This window comes from Streptomyces sp. NPDC020747, assembly GCF_044334695.1.
In the GTDB taxonomy this organism is placed as follows: Bacteria; Actinomycetota; Actinomycetes; order Streptomycetales; family Streptomycetaceae; genus Streptomyces.
The window spans coordinates 677283-692863 of sequence record NZ_JBIRTJ010000002.1 but is presented as its reverse complement, the minus strand read 5'-3'; the positions used below and the strand labels follow the sequence as shown (position 1 = coordinate 692863).

17 protein-coding genes are annotated in these 15581 nt (G+C 69.8%); 9 read left to right on the top strand and 8 right to left on the bottom strand.

Going from position 1 to position 15581, the window contains the following annotated elements:
• Positions 1-99 precede the first annotated feature (99 nt).
• From ACH4YP_RS08195 to ACH4YP_RS08185, 3 genes are all read left to right on the top strand, one after another.
• On the top strand, positions 100-288 hold the full coding sequence (locus ACH4YP_RS08195) for a DUF6104 family protein (RefSeq protein ID WP_398489867.1): 189 nt from the start codon (positions 100-102) through the stop codon (positions 286-288).
• A 705-nt stretch (positions 289-993) separates the two neighbouring features.
• Positions 994-2124: a DUF4097 family beta strand repeat-containing protein gene (locus ACH4YP_RS08190; RefSeq protein ID WP_398489865.1), complete on the top strand. Its 1131-nt coding sequence runs from the start codon at positions 994-996 to the stop codon at positions 2122-2124.
• A gap of 1 nt (position 2125) precedes the next feature.
• Entirely contained in the window at positions 2126-3238 is a 1113-nt protein-coding gene (locus tag ACH4YP_RS08185) for a helix-turn-helix transcriptional regulator (RefSeq protein ID WP_361068584.1), read from the top strand.
• A gap of 295 nt (positions 3239-3533) precedes the next feature.
• Here ACH4YP_RS08185 and ACH4YP_RS08180 read toward each other — a convergent pair whose 3' ends face one another.
• From ACH4YP_RS08180 to ACH4YP_RS08165, 4 genes are all read right to left on the bottom strand, one after another.
• Complete coding sequence (locus ACH4YP_RS08180; RefSeq protein WP_361068587.1) at positions 3534-4121, bottom strand: Clp protease N-terminal domain-containing protein; 588 nt, start codon at positions 4119-4121, stop codon at positions 3534-3536.
• A complete protein-coding gene (locus tag ACH4YP_RS08175) occupies positions 4121-4330 on the bottom strand; it encodes a helix-turn-helix domain-containing protein (RefSeq protein ID WP_010984411.1) in 210 nt (69 codons plus the stop codon). Before ACH4YP_RS08175 ends, ACH4YP_RS08180 begins: the two co-directional genes overlap by 1 nt.
• A 137-nt stretch (positions 4331-4467) precedes the next feature.
• Positions 4468-5433, bottom strand: a complete 966-nt coding sequence (locus ACH4YP_RS08170; RefSeq protein WP_361068591.1) for a zinc-binding dehydrogenase — start codon at positions 5431-5433, stop codon at positions 4468-4470.
• A gap of 262 nt (positions 5434-5695) precedes the next feature.
• Entirely contained in the window at positions 5696-6919 is a 1224-nt protein-coding gene (locus tag ACH4YP_RS08165) for an NADP-dependent malic enzyme (protein WP_398489863.1), read from the bottom strand.
• A 670-nt stretch (positions 6920-7589) separates the two neighbouring features.
• On the opposite strand from ACH4YP_RS08165, the gene ACH4YP_RS08160 reads away from it, so the two are divergent.
• The 3 genes from ACH4YP_RS08160 to ACH4YP_RS08150 are packed head-to-tail and all read left to right on the top strand — an operon-like array spanning position 7590 to position 10318.
• Positions 7590-8552, top strand: coding sequence for an ABC transporter substrate-binding protein (locus tag ACH4YP_RS08160; RefSeq protein WP_361068597.1), 963 nt, complete (start codon positions 7590-7592; stop codon positions 8550-8552).
• A 33-nt stretch (positions 8553-8585) separates the two neighbouring features.
• The gene (locus ACH4YP_RS08155; RefSeq protein WP_398489862.1) at positions 8586-9530 is read left to right on the top strand and encodes an amino acid ABC transporter permease; all 945 of its coding nucleotides are present in this window, start codon (positions 8586-8588) and stop codon (positions 9528-9530) included.
• Complete coding sequence (locus ACH4YP_RS08150; RefSeq protein ID WP_361068601.1) at positions 9527-10318, top strand: amino acid ABC transporter ATP-binding protein; 792 nt, start codon at positions 9527-9529, stop codon at positions 10316-10318. Before ACH4YP_RS08155 ends, ACH4YP_RS08150 begins: the two co-directional genes overlap by 4 nt.
• 586 nt (positions 10319-10904) lie before the next feature.
• On the opposite strand, the gene ACH4YP_RS08145 is transcribed toward ACH4YP_RS08150, so the two are convergent.
• Positions 10905-11663: a class I SAM-dependent methyltransferase gene (locus tag ACH4YP_RS08145; RefSeq protein ID WP_361066539.1), complete on the bottom strand. Its 759-nt coding sequence runs from the start codon at positions 11661-11663 to the stop codon at positions 10905-10907.
• Between the two features lie 98 nt (positions 11664-11761).
• Here ACH4YP_RS08145 and ACH4YP_RS08140 point away from each other — a divergent pair, with 98 nt between their 5' ends.
• Positions 11762-12391 (top strand): CGNR zinc finger domain-containing protein, encoded by a 630-nt coding sequence (locus ACH4YP_RS08140; RefSeq protein ID WP_361066542.1) that lies wholly within the window; start codon positions 11762-11764, stop codon positions 12389-12391.
• On the opposite strand, the gene sodX is transcribed toward ACH4YP_RS08140, so the two are convergent.
• On the bottom strand, positions 12295-12729 hold the full coding sequence (gene sodX, locus ACH4YP_RS08135) for a nickel-type superoxide dismutase maturation protease (protein WP_200395911.1): 435 nt from the start codon (positions 12727-12729) through the stop codon (positions 12295-12297). The two genes, ACH4YP_RS08140 and sodX, sit on opposite strands and share 97 nt — an antisense overlap.
• A 145-nt stretch (positions 12730-12874) precedes the next feature.
• Here sodX and sodN point away from each other — a divergent pair, with 145 nt between their 5' ends.
• Together sodN and ACH4YP_RS08125 are read left to right on the top strand one after the other, a co-directional pair.
• The gene (gene sodN, locus ACH4YP_RS08130) at positions 12875-13270 is read left to right on the top strand and encodes a superoxide dismutase, Ni (protein WP_007491258.1); all 396 of its coding nucleotides are present in this window, start codon (positions 12875-12877) and stop codon (positions 13268-13270) included.
• 114 nt (positions 13271-13384) lie between these two features.
• Positions 13385-13798, top strand: a complete 414-nt coding sequence (locus ACH4YP_RS08125) for a helix-turn-helix transcriptional regulator (RefSeq protein WP_361066545.1) — start codon at positions 13385-13387, stop codon at positions 13796-13798.
• 32 nt (positions 13799-13830) lie between these two features.
• Here ACH4YP_RS08125 and ACH4YP_RS08120 read toward each other — a convergent pair whose 3' ends face one another.
• Positions 13831-15081 (bottom strand): RNA polymerase sigma factor, encoded by a 1251-nt coding sequence (locus tag ACH4YP_RS08120; protein ID WP_398489860.1) that lies wholly within the window; start codon positions 15079-15081, stop codon positions 13831-13833.
• Complete coding sequence (locus ACH4YP_RS08115; RefSeq protein ID WP_398489859.1) at positions 15078-15497, bottom strand: YciI family protein; 420 nt, start codon at positions 15495-15497, stop codon at positions 15078-15080. Before ACH4YP_RS08115 ends, ACH4YP_RS08120 begins: the two co-directional genes overlap by 4 nt.
• Between the last annotated feature and the right edge of the window lie 84 nt (positions 15498-15581).

Here is a 15581-nt window from a genome sequence, read left to right as displayed (position 1 = left end):
GGCTGTGACCGGAAACCGGCTCACAGACCACAGTCCGCAGTCCACAGACCGTGAACTGTGACCGGAGGCGGAACACGGACGCACGCAGGAGAACACCCCATGTACTTCACCGACCGCGGCATCGAGGAACTGGAGAAGCGGCGCGGCCAGGAAGAGGTCACCTTCGAGTGGCTCGCCGAGCAGCTGCGAACGTTCGTCGACCTCAACCCAGACTTCGAGGTCCCGGTGGAACGACTGGCGACCTGGCTGGCCCGACTGGACGACGACGAGGACGAGGACGAGGAGTAGGGGCGGGGCTGGGGCTCCGGCCCTCAACTGCGGGCGCCTGGCTGGTGCGGGGTCGGCCGCGGACCGTGTCCGGCCTGGCCGGGGGTAACCGCTCGGCGCGGGGGCCTGGCTGGTGCGGATTGGCTGCGGACTGTACCGGCCTTGGCCGCGCGTGACCGCTCGGCGCGGGGGCCTGGCGGGCTGACTGGCCGGTTCGACGTCCGCGGCGGCTCCGCCCGACCTTCCCGGCGAGCTCGCTCAGCTCCTCCGGCGAGGCCGCTCGCCCTCCCCGAAGAGCTCCCTCGACCTCCCGCCCGAGCCCCCGACCCTGCCCTGCCCTGCCCTGCCCTGCCGCCCGAGCTTGCTCGACTGTCCGGCCGGCCCGGGCTTCCGGCGCCCGCCGCGGGTCAGTCGCACAGACGCACGAAGTCGTACGCCAGTCCGAGCGCCCCATGCGCCACCAGGAGCGCCCCCCGCCGCGGTCCAGCCGCCGGTGTGTCGGTGTACGCCCCGGCGATGAGCGGCAGGCCGCCGCCACCCTGGCAAGCGCCTGCGGAGCATCCGGCTTGGGAGGCGGCGTGCCCAGATTGATGGGTTTTGTGGTGACCAATACCCCCCGGATCACCAGAACGAGTGCCTTGACTTCGCGAATCCGCGATATATCGTGTCTATTGGAAGACGCGATATGGCGTGTCGTGTCCCGTCCCGGCCAAGGAGGTCAGCACCATGTCCAAATGGTTCGTCACAGAGCCCGAGAAGCTCACGTTCGACGAATCGGTGACGGCTCTCCATGTGCGCATCGCCAATGGAACGGTGAACGTCGTGGGGGTCGACGAGGGTTCCACCCGGCTCGAAGTGTCCTCGATAGAGGGACCACCTCTGGTGGTGACGCAGGAGAACGGCACGCTCACGGTCGCCTATGAGGACATGCCATGGAAGGGCTTCCTCAAATGGCTCGACCGCAAGGGCTGGCGCCGCAGCGCGGTGGTCTCCCTGACCGTTCCGGCGCGTACACGCGTCGAGGTCGGCGTGGTCAGTGCCACCGCCGTGATCTCCGGTGTCGACGGGCGCGCGGTGGTGAAGGGCATCTCCGGCGACACGACACTCGTGGGGCTCTCCGGCCCGGTGCGCGCGGACACGGTGTCGGGGAACGTGGAGGCGCAGGCCCTCACCGGCGACCTCCGGATCAACTCCGTCTCGGGCGACCTCACCGTCATCGAGGGCTCCAGCCCCTCCGTGCGGGTGGAGTCGGTCAGCGGTTCCATGATCGTCGATCTCGACCCGGCGGGGCGGCCCAGCGACATCAGCCTGACCAGCATCTCGGGCGAGATCGCCATCCGCCTGCCACATCCGGCCGACGCGGAGGTGCAGGTGGACTCGGCGAGCGGCACGGTCTCCAGCGCCTTCGAGGACCTCAGGGTCGGCGGCCAGTGGGGCGCCAAGAAGATCACGGGCAGGCTGGGCGCGGGGAACGGCCGGCTGAAGGCGACCACCGTCTCGGGCGCCATCGCCCTGCTGCGACGGCCCCCTTCGGAGGACGAACCATGGGACGAGGGAGTGGATTTCAAGAAGGGGACGGACTTCGGGGAGGATGAGCCGGAGGACGCGGTTCCTGTTGGGGCCGCGTCCGAGCACGGCAAGGGGCACAGCGCGGTGCCCGAGGACACGGTGCCCGGCGGTCACGTCGGTGCCGGACTGGGCGCCTCACCGACGGACGGTCCCGCCAAGTCCCCCACCTCCGGCGAGGCCTCGGGCTCCGGTCCCGACTCTGGCCCTGACTCCAGCCCCCGTTCCGGCCCCACCGAGCATTCCGACGCCGGCGTCCCCGACGACCCGACCCACGAGAAGGGGCTCTGACATGGCTCCCGTCTTTGCCCATGGCCGCCTGCGGCTCTACCTGCTGAAGCTCCTGGACGAGGCACCGCGCCACGGTTACGAGGTGATACGCCTCCTGGAGGAGCGCTTCCAGGGGCTGTACGCACCATCGGCCGGCACCGTGTACCCACGGCTGTCCAAGCTGGAGGCCGAGGGCCTGGTCACCCACACCACCGAGGGCGGCCGCAAGGTGTACGCGATCACGGACGCGGGCCGGGCCGAACTGGCCGACCGCAGCGGGGAACTGGCCGATCTGGAGCTGGAGATCCGCGAGTCGGTCGCCGAGCTCGCCGCGGAGATCCGTGCCGATGTGCGCGGCGCGGCGGGTGATCTGCGCCGGGAGATGCGGGCGGCGGCGAGCGAGGCACGGCGGGGTTCCACGGGAGCGGGCGCCAAGGGGGACCGCGCCGAACACGAGGGCGCCCACGGGGACTTCGTGGACTACGGCGACAACGAGGCGTGGCGCGTCGCGAAGGAGGAGATGCGCCGCGTCAAGCAGGAGTGGAAGGAGCAGGCCCGGCGTGCCAAGGACGAGAGCCGGCGGGCCCGCGAGGATGCCCAGCGGGCACGCCACCAGGCAAAGGAGGCGCAGGAGCGGGCGCGGGCACAGGCCCAGGATGAGCTCCAGCGCATCGCGAAGCGCGTCCAGGACCAGGTCCAGGACCACTTCACCCGGGGCGACTGGCCGACGGGCGTGCGCGAGGGCATCACCGAACTGGCCAAGGAATTCGGCGAGTTCGGAAAGGACTTCGGCAAGGAGTTCGGGAAGGACTTCGGCTTCGGCCGCCCGGGAACAGGAAAGGGGGCGGGGACGGGACCAGGCACCGGGGCAGGCGCTGGCTCTGCGACAGGGGAGCCCGACTACACGGTCACCCCTGAGGACTTCCCCGCCGATTACGAACCCTCCTGGGCCCACGAGGACTCCACCGGCGACCCCGCCCGCGACCTCGACCGCCTCCTGGACCGCTTCCGCGACGACATCCGCGACGCGGCCCGCGACCACGGGGTGACGGAGGAGCAACTGCGCGACGCCCGACGCCACTTGTCGACGGCGGCGGCACACATAGGGGCGGCGCTGCGGACACCCAGGGGCTGAGCGGAGGCCGACCGGGGCGCCCGGGGCGGGGGCACCCATCGACTCCAGGGCGTCCCCCGGCGGTCGGTGCCGGCGGTGACCCCGGCTCGGCCCGCCGCCGGCACCCACGACGGGCCCGCGCCGGACCCACCACGACGGACCGAGCCGGGCCTGACCACGATGGACTTGGCCTGACCACGACGGGCCTGGCCCGGGCCTGACCACCTCGCTGGCCGCCCACCGCGACAGGCCGGCGCGGACCCACCGCGGTGGACCCGCGCCGGACCACCGCGGTCGGCGGCCGACGGCAGCCCCCTCAGCCCGCCTTCGCCTCTCCCCCGCCGTACAGCACCCGCCGCAGCGACGCGTATGTCACCCCGTGGTCGGCCAGGACCTCCGCGGGGACACCGGGGCGTGCGGCGAGTGCGAGGAGAAGGTGCTCGTCGCCGATGTACCGGTCCCGCTGGGCGAGAGCCATCCGCAGGGACTCCGTAAGAAGGTCCTTGGCCCCCTGAGCGAAGGGACGATGCCCTCCGACGAACCCGGACCACCACCCCCTGCCCCGCCCGGCACCCGTCCCGCCGGCCCGCAGCGCGCCCTCTCCATGGGCTTCCTCGACCCGGGAGACGATCTCCGAGACGTCGATGCCCAGCCCGGAGAGCGCGTCCGCGTCGGCGCGGGAGAGCCCACCGCGACGCCGCGCCTCGGCCAGTGCCTCCTCGACGGACTCCTTGCGCTCCGCGAGCCCCAGCGACATGAGGGCGAACGACCCGCGGCTGGCCTCACGGTCGAGCAGGGCCAGCAGTACGTGCTGCTCCTCGACCGTCTCCGCGTGCAGCCGCTCGGCGTGCTCGACCGCGCCGAGCACCACCGCCCGGGCGTCCTTGGTGAACCGTTCGAACATCACTGCCTCCCGTACTTCTTGTGCACGGCCTGCCTGCTGACACCCAGTTCCGCGGCGATCTCCTGCCACGACCAACCCTGATTGCGCGCACTGCGCACCTGAACCGCTTCGAGCTGCTCCAGCAGCCGCCGCAACGCGGAGACGGCCCGCAGCCCGATCCGCGGATCGCGGTCGCCCGCGCGCTCGGCGAGATCCGTTGCTTCGGTCATGATGTCAACTTAGATTGACACACCCTCGAATGTCAACCGAAGTTGACACTCAAGGGTGTGTGAGACCAAGAGTGCGTGAGACCAAGGGTGTGCGAGACGAAGGGCGCGCAAGACCCGCGCCCAGGCCCGGAACGGCGTCAGGGGGTGTTCAGAACGACCTTGCCGAAGAGCTCACCGGACTCCATCCGCTCGAAGCCCTCACGAGCCCGGTCCAGCGGAAGGACCGCGTCGATGACGGGACGGACGCCGGTGGCGGCGCAGAAGGACAGCAGGTCCTCCAGCTCGTCCTTCGTGCCCATCGTGGAGCCGACGACCTTGAGTTCGAGGAAGAAGATCCGGGTCAGTTCGGCGTGCGAGGGGCGGTCTCCGCTGGTGGCGCCCGAGATGACCAGGGTGCCGCCGGGCTTGAGGGACTTGACCGAGTGGGACCAGGTCGCGGCGCCGACCGTCTCGATGACGGCGTCCACCCGCTGCGACAGCCGCGCCCCGGACTCCACGGCCTCCACGGCACCCAGTTCGAGGGCCCGCTTCCGCTTGGCCTCGTCGCGGCTGGTCGCGAAGACCCGCAGCCCCGCCGCCTTCCCGAGCGCGATCGCGGCGGTGGCGACACCGCCTCCGGCGCCCTGCACGAGAACCGAGTCACCGGGGCGTACACCGGCGTTGGTGAAGAGCATGCGGTACGCGGTCAGCCACGCGGTGGGCAGACAGGCCGCCTCTTCGAAGGAGAGCTCCTTGGGCTTGGGCAGGACGTTCCACGCGGGCACGGAGACCTGCTCGGCGAAGGTGCCCTGGTATCGCTCGGTGAGGATGGAGCGCGGCTCCTTGGGGCCGACCCCGTGGCCCGTCTGCCCGATGACGGAGTGCAGTACGACCTCGTTGCCGTCCTCGTCGACGCCGGCGGCATCGCATCCGAGGATCATCGGCAGCTTGTCCTCGGCGAGCCCCACACCACGCAGCGACCAGAGGTCGTGGTGGTTCAGGGAGGCGGCCCTGACATTCACGGTCGTCCAGCCGTCCCGGGCCTCGGGAGCGGGCCGCTCCCCCAACTCAAGGCCGTTCAAGGGCTGGTCCCGGTCGATACGAGCAGCGTAGGCAGCGAACATGTCCCTGACCCTAGGCTCCACCGCCCTCCCGACGGAACCAGGTCCCCCTGTGACACGCGTCCCCCGGGCAACCTTCACCTGCTGGCCGGTCAGGGCTGGTCGCACCCGCCCACACCCCTCCGGAGCACCCAAACGCCACCCACCCAGCCGAACCCCCGGGCAAAAAATCTCCACGCACAAAAAAATCCGGGCCCCGCCCACCAGGACAGGACCCGAACCTCACGCACAGCCGAACAAGCCGGACAAGCCGGACAAGCCGGACCTACCGCCGAGCCACACCCTCAGCCCGCGCCGCCGCGGCGACCGCCGCGGTGACGGCGGGAGCGACCCGCTCGTCGAACGGCGACGGGATCACGTAGTCCGCGGCAAGGTCGTCCCCGACGACCGAAGCCAGCGCCTCCGCCGCAGCGATCTTCATCCCCTCGGTGATCCGGGAGGCCCGCACCTGAAGCGCCCCCGCGAAGATCCCGGGGAACGCCAGCACGTTGTTGATCTGGTTCGGGAAGTCCGACCGCCCGGTGGCGACGACCGCCGCGTACTTGTGGGCGACATCGGGATGCACCTCGGGATCCGGGTTCGCCATGGCGAAAACGAACGCGCCCTCGGCCATGGACGCCACGGCCGGCTCCGGCACCGTACCGCCGGAAACGCCGATGAAGACGTCGGCGCCGGCGAGCGCGGACTCCAGCGAGCCGGACAGCCCCGCCTTGTTGGTCATGGCGGCCAGTTCCCGCTTGACCGGCGTCAGGTCGTCCCGGTCCGTCGACACGATCCCCTTGCGGTCGGCGACCGCGACATCCCCGAGCCCCGCCTCAAGGAGGAACTTGGCGATGGCGACCCCGGCCGCACCCGCGCCCGAGATGACGGCCCTCAACTGCCCGAGCGAGCGCCCGGTCAGCCGCGCGGCGTTGCGCAGGGCCGCCAGCGTGACGACGGCCGTGCCGTGCTGGTCGTCGTGGAAGACGGGAATGTCGAGCCGCTCCTGCAGCTGCCGCTCGATCTCGAAGCACCGGGGCGCCGAGATGTCCTCCAGGTTCACGCCGCCGAAGGACGGCGCGAGCCGCACCACGGTCTCGACGATCTCGTCGACACCGGTGCAGGCGAGCGCGATCGGCACGGCGTCGACCCCGCCGAACTGCTTGAACAGGATCGCCTTGCCCTCCATCACGGGGAGGGAGGCCTCGGGCCCGATGTCACCGAGCCCGAGCACGGCGGTGCCGTCGGTCACGACGGCGACCACGGACGACTTCCACGTGTAGTCGTGGACGAGTTCCGGCTGCTCCGCGATGGCCGTGCAGACCTTCGCGACACCGGGCGTGTACGCCAGGGACAGGTCGCCCTTGTCACGGACGGGCACCGTGGCCTGCACGGCCATCTTGCCGCCGCGGTGCAGCGCGAACGCCGGGTCGAAGGAATCGAGGGGCTCGGCCCCGCCTTCCTGATCCGTACTGCTGTCGCTGCGAGGATTGACGATCTCCGCTGCCACTTTGTTTTACCCCTTAAGTCTTAATGGTTGAGGGTCTCCGCTCCGGGTGAGGAGCAGGCGGGCACCGCGTATGTCCCAGATGACGGTTACGTACGTGTACGTACGGGTCATACGCGACGAGCGCGCCGCACACGCGCCCTGAGCCCCGGATGAGGGGTGTAAGGAACCTTCTTACCCGACGGACCGCATCGCAGACGAGTCCATGGAGCGAAGGTCACACGCCGACGGCGGAAGGTCGCATATCGGAGGATCGCGACCGGGATACAGGCCGAATGCAGGCCGGATACCGGAGAGTGAAGGTCACATACCGGTGACATGACTCATGACCGAATGCGCCGAACGCGCCCATTTCGCGAACAATCCACCGATGCGCTCCGAAGCATCGCGTTTGCGAAGAAACGGTCGCCCGTTTCGCCCAGTACACCGAAGATCTTCCGGTCATGATGGGGGATTTTCCGCACAAGATCCGGCTTCGACGGACCGACTCGGTCCGGTTCGGGGGTCACCCGTTATCCGATTTTGACATGGCGGGCACCCTGAAGGCGCGAGTCCGAATGGCAAGATGCCGTAATCACACGAGGTCGCGACACCCGAAGGTGTGTGTTCTCGTCGACCCATCGGCTACTGCCGACCCATCGGCAACTCCACCCACCCGCCGGAGGAACCCACCATGACCGCAAGCTCCACCCGTCGTACGACCGCAGCGCAGTCCCGGATAGCCGCGGTCGGTGCGATCGCGGTCGCAGGCGCCCTGCTGCTCACCGGCTGCGGTGACCAGACCAAGGACAAGGACAGCGGCAGCTCGGAGTCCGCGGACACCAGCGCGGCCCCGCTCGCCGACAAGCTGCCCAAGGCCGTCCGCGACAAGGGCGTCATCAAGGTCGGCTCGGACATCGCGTACGCGCCCGTCGAGTTCAAGGACGACGCCGGCAAGACCGTGGGCATCGACCCCGACCTCGCCGACGCCATGGGCAAGCAGCTCGGCGTGAAGTTCGAGTTCGAGAACGGCACGTTCGACACCCTGCTCACCGGCCTGCGCTCCAAGCGGTACGACATCGCGATGTCGGCGATGACGGACACCAAGGACCGCCAGGAGGGCATCGACGCCGACACCGGCAAGAAGGTCGGCGAGGGCGTCGACTTCCTCGACTACTTCACCGCGGGCGTCTCGATCTACACCAAGCAGGGCGACGACCAGGGCATCAAGAGCTGGGACGACCTCTGCGGCAAGAAGATCGTGGTGCAGCGCAACACCGTCTCCAACGACCTCGCCAAGGACCAGGCCAAGAAGTGCCCGGCCGGCAAGAAGCTCTCCATCGAGGCCTTCGACAACGACCAGCAGGCCCAGACCCGGCTGCGCGCCGGTGGCGCCGACGCCGGTTCCTCGGACTTCCCCGTCGCGGCGTACGCGGCGAAGACCTCGGGCGGCGGCAAGGACTTCGAGGTCGTCGGCGAGCAGGTCGAGGCCGCTCCGTACGGCATCGCGATCGCCAAGTCGAACACCGAGCTGCGGGACGCCCTCAAGGCCGCACTCGACGCGATCATCAAGAACGGCGAGTACGACAAGATCATCGCGAAGTGGGGCGTCGACGCGGGCGCCGTCAAGGAAGCCACCCTCAACGGTGGCAAGTGACCGCGTTCCCAGCGGCGCTGAAAGGCAACATCCGTGACTGTTGACATCGACAAGACGGCCGGCCCCGCGGACACTCCCCCGGGCGGACCGGAGGCCATCAAGGCCATTCCGGTCCGTCACTACGGGCGGTACGTCTCGGCCGTCATCGCGATCGCGATCTTCGTCTCGATCATCTACGCGTTCGCCCAGGGCCAGATCAACTGGGGCGCCGTACCGGACTACTTCCTCGACGACCGCATCCTCAGGGGCGTCGGCCAGACGATGCTGCTCACCGTCCTCTCGATGGTGATCGGCATCGCGGGCGGCATCCTGCTCGCGGTGATGCGCCTGTCGAAGAACCCGGTGACCTCGTCGATCGCGTGGTTCTACATCTGGTTCTTCCGCGGCACCCCGGTCCTGGTGCAGCTCGTCGTCTGGTTCAACCTGGGCCTGGTCTTCCAGTACATCAACCTCGGTCCGATCTACAAGGACTACTGGTCGAGCTTCATGACGCCGCTGCTGACGGCGCTCCTGGGACTCGGCCTGAACGAGGCCGCGTACATGGCGGAGATCTGCCGCGCGGGTCTCCTGTCGGTCGACGAGGGCCAGACCGAGGCCTCGCACGCCCTGGGCATGAGCCACAGCAAGACCCTGCGGCGGATCGTGATCCCGCAGGCGATGCGCGTGATCGTGCCCCCCACGGGCAACGAGGTCATCAACATGCTGAAGACGACCTCGCTGGTGTCGGTGGTCCAGTTCGCCGAACTCTTCAGATACGCCCAGGACATCGGCCAGTCCTCGGGCGCACCGGTGGAGATGTACTTCCTGGCCGCCGCCTGGTACCTCGTCCTGACCTCGGTGCTCAGCGTCGGGCAGTACTACGTCGAGCGGTACTACGCCCGTGGTTCGAGCCGTTCGCTGCCTGCCACGCCGTTCCAGAAGATCAGGGCGAACATGCTGTCCCTGTCCAACCGCTCGGGCGGAGGAGCAAGCGCATGACCGCCAACGTGACCAAGGTGGACTCCGGTGCACCGATGGTGAAGGCCGAGGGCGTCCACAAGTCGTTCGGCCCGGTCGAGGTCCTCAAGGGCATCGACCTCGAAGTGAAGCCCAGCGAGGTCTTCTGCCTCATCGGCCCCTCCGGCTCCGGCAAGTCGACGTTCCTGCGGTGCATCAACCACCTGGAGAAGGTCAACGCCGGGCGCCTGTACGTGGACGGGGAGCTGGTCGGCTACCGCCAGAAGGGCGACAAGCTGTACGAGCTCAAGGACAGCGAGGTCGCGCTGAAGCGGCGGGACATCGGCATGGTGTTCCAGCGCTTCAACCTGTTCCCGCACATGACGGCCATGGAGAACGTCATGGAGGCGCCGATCCAGGTCAAGGGCGTCACGAAGGCGCAGGCGCGGGAGCGCGCGGCGCAGCTCCTTGAGCGGGTCGGTCTCGCCGACAAGGCGGGCAACTACCCCTCGCAGCTCTCCGGCGGCCAGCAGCAGCGGGTAGCCATCGCCCGGGCGTTGGCGATGGACCCGAAGCTGATGCTCTTCGACGAGCCGACCTCGGCCCTCGACCCGGAGCTCGTCGGCGACGTCCTCGACGTCATGCGCGACCTCGCCGAGTCCGGCATGACGATGATCGTCGTCACCCACGAGATGGGCTTCGCCCGTGAGGTCGGCGACTCGCTGGTCTTCATGGACGAGGGCGTGGTGGTCGAGTCCGGCAACCCACGCGACGTGCTGACCAACCCGCAGCAGGAACGGACCCAGTCGTTCCTGTCGAAGGTGCTTTAGCCTCCGGCGGTTCGGCAGACGTTCGAGGGGCGGCACGGATCATCCGTACCGCCCCTTCGCGTACCGCGGCCGCGCGACCGCCGCCAGACCGGATCGACGCCTGCGGGCCGGCCGGGTGGGGCTGATCGCGCAGTTCCCCGCGCCCCTGAAAAGCGAGCCCGCGCCCCGCCTTTCAGCCCGCCTGGAACTCACCTTTCAGCCCGCACGGCGCTCATTTTCAGCCTGTCCGGCGTTTGAGGACAAGGCAGTTCGGGCCGATTCCCCACCCAGCCCCGTCAGCCCCGCCCACCCAGCCTGTCCGACGTTCGAGGACGAGGCCGTTCAGGCCGATTCCCCACCGACCCCGGCCGGCCACCACCCACCCAGCCCGTCCGGCACTTGAGCACAAGGCCGTTCACGCGGATGTCCCACCCACCCCCATCAGCCCCGCCCACCCACTCAGCCCGTCCGGCGTTTGAGGACGAGCGCGGCAGCGCGATACGGGGGTTCGGGGGCGGAGCCCCTGAGTAAGGGACGATGGGGGTCCCCCCGCTCGAGCGAAGCCGAGAGTGGGGGAGGGTAGGGGCGGCGGGGGCGAGAAAACCCGCTACTTCAGGGCCAGCACCAGCCCGTCCGACGGCGACCGCCAGACCGACCGGGCCTCCGCGAACCCCTTCTCGCGCAGCGTCCGCGCATGCCACTCCGCGGACGGAGTGTCACCATCCGCATGCTCGCCATAGATCTCGAAGCGCCGAGCCGTGGGCTCGGCGAGCACGGGATCCTGACCGGCGAGCTGCCACCACTCGGCCCAGTCGAGAACACCCGCGGCCTTGGCCTCGTCCATGCGCGCATGCCGCTGCGCACGATCCGCCGCGTTGATCCGAGGAGTCGTCTCGTCGATCATGTGGTCCGCGTTCATGAACACCCCACCGTCACGGACGAGTCCCGCGACCTGACCGTAGAGGACCGCGAGGGGTTCGCTGTGCAGCCAGTGGAGGGCGGTGGCCGTGAGGACGGCGTCGTACGAGTCGTACGGCAGCTTCGCCGGCCAGTCGGGGTCCTTGAGGTCGGCCGTGACGAAGGTGACCCGGTCGTCGCCCTCGAAGGTCCCCCGGGCGATGGTCAGGAGCGCGGGGTCGAGGTCGACGCCGGCGCTGACCGCCTTCGGGAACCTCTCGAAGAGACGGGCCGTGATACTCCCCGTACCGCACGCGAGGTCCAGGACGCGTGGCTCGGGGCCCACGAGGGCCTCGACCATGTCGAGCATGACCCGGAAGCGCTCCTCACGGTCCGGCATGTACCACTCCTGCTGCCGGTCCCAGCTCTCCTGCCAGGCTGTCCAGTCGGCTCCGATGTCGGTCGTCATGGATACCCCTCTCCCCTCCAGGTTGTAATACCCTGGAAGTGCAATTAGCCATTACCTGTCCGCACCACGACGATAGAGTGCCTCCGTAAGGACTACAAGTGGAACTGGCCTATTACTCGGATCACGCCGTGCGACTCGTCAACAGCGAGGAACCGGCCCGGGGCAAGGACGCGCTCACCTCGGTCGAGGCCGTCCGCGACCTCTTCGGCGGCAACTCGTCGGCGGCCCGCCGCGCCACGGACTCGGACGTGACCCGCTTCCGCGGCGTACGGGCCCGCCTGCGCGCGGTCTTCGAGGCGGCCGACGGCGGCGACGAGACCCTCGCCGTGGACCTGTTGAACTCACTGCTCCTGGAGTTCCCGGTGAGCCCGCAGATCTCCGGCCACGACTTCAGGGACGACGACGGCCGCCCGCTGTGGCACATGCACCTGGCGGACCACCCGTCGAACGCGACCGCGGGGTACGCCGCGACCGCCGCGATGGGCCTGGCCTTCCACCTCACCGAGTACGGCGTGGACCGCCTGGGCCTGTGCGAGGCAGCACCGTGCCGCAACGCCTACCTCGACACCTCGACGAACCGCTCCCGGCGCTACTGCTCGGACCGCTGCGCGACCCGGGCGAACGTCGCCGCCTACCGGGCCCGCAAACGCCTGGAGGCGGACCGGTCGGAGAGCACCGGCCTGGCGGCCGACAGCACCCAGCGCGCGACCGCGAACGGCGAGCGCTGACCCTTCTTCGGCGGCCGGTACCGGAACCGCACCTTCCCGAGGACGAGCTCCTCGGGCACGGTCCCGTAGTCGGTACTGTCCCCACCCGCGTACGCGTTGTCGCCGAGCACCCACCAGCCTCCCTCGCGCCGCTCGGCCGCGCGCTTGACGACCAGCAGGTCCTGCTGGAACGGATGACGCAGTACGACCACGTCACCGGGCCTGACCCGGGCCCCGTACTGCACGACGAGGAGGTCCCCGTGCTGCAGCGTGGGCACCATGGACGGTCCCGTCACCTCGGCCGTACCGAAGGGCAGGGCGGCCCTTCCACGCTCGGTCTCCTGCGACAGCTCCGGCATCACCGGCACCTCCCCGGTCCTATCCTCCACGAGTCCCAGTCTCACCCTGGACTTTTGTCCTAAGCCCATGGGGGCACTCGCGAAAACCCGTCCCTCACGGAGTAATGTCCCACCTGAGAAGACGATCACGAGGAAGGACAGCTCAATGCTCTCCCGCCTGTTTGCCCCCAAGGTCAAGGTCAGCGCACACTGCGACCTGCCCTGCGGTGTGTACGACCCGGCCCAGGCCCGCATCGAGGCGGAGTCGGTGAAGGCCGTGCAGGAAAAGATGGCCGCCAACGACGACCCGCACTTCCAGGCCCGCGCCACCGTCATCAAGGAGCAGCGCGCCGAGCTCGCCAAGCACCACGTCTCGGTGCTCTGGAGCGACTACTTCAAGCCCCCGCACTTCGAGAAGTACCCGGAGCTGCACCAGCTGGTCAACGACGCCCTCAAGGCCCTCTCGGCCGCCAAGGGCTCGACCGACCCGGCCACGGGCCAGAAGGCGCTGGACTACATCGCCCAGATCGACAAGATCTTCTGGGAGACCAAGAAGGCGTGACCCAACGCCTTCCGTTTTCGCGGTGGAGGGGCCCGGCCAATACCTTGGCCGGGCCCCTTCCGCGTTCCTCTGTCGGTGGGCCCACTGTCGGTGGGCCGTGGCATGCTGAGGAGCATGAACACGGAGGATCTGGTCCGGCTGCGCAAGGCGCGCGACCGGATGGACCGTGAGTACGCCGAGCCGCTGGACGTGCCTGCGCTCGCGCGTACGGCGCTGATGTCGGCGGGCCACTTCCAGCGCAGCTTCCGGGCGGCCTTCGGCGAGACTCCGTACGGCTATCTCATGACGCGGCGCATCGAGCGTGCGAAGGCGCTGCTGCGGCGCGGTGATCTGACCGTCACGGAGGTCTGCATCGCGGTGGGGTGTACGTCTCTGGGGTCGTTCAGCTCCCGCTTCACCGAGCTGGTGGGCGAGTCGCCGAGCGCGTACCGGGCCCGGCCGCACGACGCGGGGGCGGCGATCCCGGCCTGCGTGGCGAAGATGTACACGCGGCCCACACGCGTCCGGGCCCCCGAGCCCCCGTCCTGAGGGCCAGGGCGTCCTGAGGGCAGCGGCGCGCTTCAGGTTTCCAGGCGGGACGCGCGCGCCCGGAGGTAGCGCTGTTCCGGGCGGCTGAGGGTCTTGGCGGCGGCCGACTCGTAGGCGGTGCGGGCGGCCTCGGTGTCACCGGCCCGTTCCAGGAGATGGGCGCGGACCGCGTCGAGGCGGTGGCCCGTCGACAACTCGCCTTCCAGTGAGTCGAGTTCGGTGAGACCAGCCTCCGGGCCATGGGCCATCGCGACGGCCACCGCGCGGTTGAGGCGCTCCACGGGACCGGGGACCAGGCGCACGAGGATGTCGTAGAGGCCGAGGATCTCCAGCCAGTCGGTGTCGTCGGGCGAGGCCGCCTCGTCGTGGACGGCGGCGATCGCGGCCCTCAACTGGTAGGGGCCCAGCCGCGGTTGGGCCAGCGCCTGCGTCACGAGTGCCACGCCCTCGTCGATCGCGGCCTTGTCCCACAGCGCGCGGTCCTGCTCGTCGAGCGGCACCAGTTCGCCGTGCGGCCCGGTGCGCGCGGCACGGCGGGCGTCGGTGAGGAGCATGAGCGCCAGCAGGCCCGTCACCTCGCAGTGGGCGGGCAGCAGCGCGTGCACCGTACGGGTCAACCGGATGGCCTCACCCGCGAGTTCGGCCCGCTGGAGCGCCGCGCCGGAGGTGGCCGTGTACCCCTCGTTGAAGATCAGGTACAGGACGTGCAGGACCGCAGGCAGCCGCTCCTCCCAGTTCTCGGGGCGGCCGAAGCTCGTGCCCTTCACCTTCTGCTTGGCCCGGCTGATCCGCTGCGCCATGGACGCCTCGGGCATCAGATGCGCCCGGGCGATCTCGGCCGTCGTCAGACCGCCGACCGCCCGCAGCGTGAGCGCGATCCGCGCGGGCTGGGGCAGTTCGGGGTGGCAGCAGAGGAAGAGGAGTGTGAGCGTGTCGTCCTCGGACGGCGCACGGTCCGCGCCGGGCGGCGGCGCCGTGAACGCGTCGCGCGGAGTGAGCGCCGCCGCCCGCTCCTCGCGCAGCCGCCGTGCCTCCTCGCTGCGCAGCACGTCCGTGAGCCGCCGCGAGGCGACCTTGATCAGCCAGCCGCGCGGATTGTCGGGCACCCCGGCCTCCGGCCACTGCCCGGCCGCCGCAAGAAGCGCCTCCTGCACGGCGTCCTCGGCGGCGTCGAAGTGCCCGTACCGGCGCACGAGCGCGCCGAGGACCTGCGGCGCGTTGCGGCGCAGCAGGTCCTCGATCTCGGTCGTACGTCCCGAGGGGCGTCTCGGGGGACGGCTCACACGTCCCCGCCGCCGTCGAAGTCGGGAATCGGGCGGATGACCAGCGGGTACTGCTTCGTGCCCTCGGGGACGGGGCACTCAAGCACGCGGGCGGCGATCTCCGTGACCCGCTCCAGGCTGGCGCAGTCCAGGACCCAGTACCCGGCGAGCACTTCCTTGGTCTCGCTGTACGGTCCGTCGGTGATCACGGGCTTCCCGTCCGGGCCCCGCTCGACGAACCGGGCCTTCGCGGGCTCCGTCAGACCGTTGGCGTCGACGATCTCCCCGGTCTCGGCGAGGTCGTTGTTGATCGCGCCCATGTGCGCGTACATGGTCTGGACGTCCTTCTCGGTCCAGACGGGCGCGTCGGCGGAGCCCTTGCCGCTCTGCGCCGCGTAGTCCGCCTGCGTGCCCTGGATCATCACGAGGTACTTCATGAGTCCGCTCCTTCGGTTGGGGGCCGCCCGCGGTGGGCGGCTCTCACAGGGGACGTCGGAGCCGGGCCGCGGTTCTCTACAAGG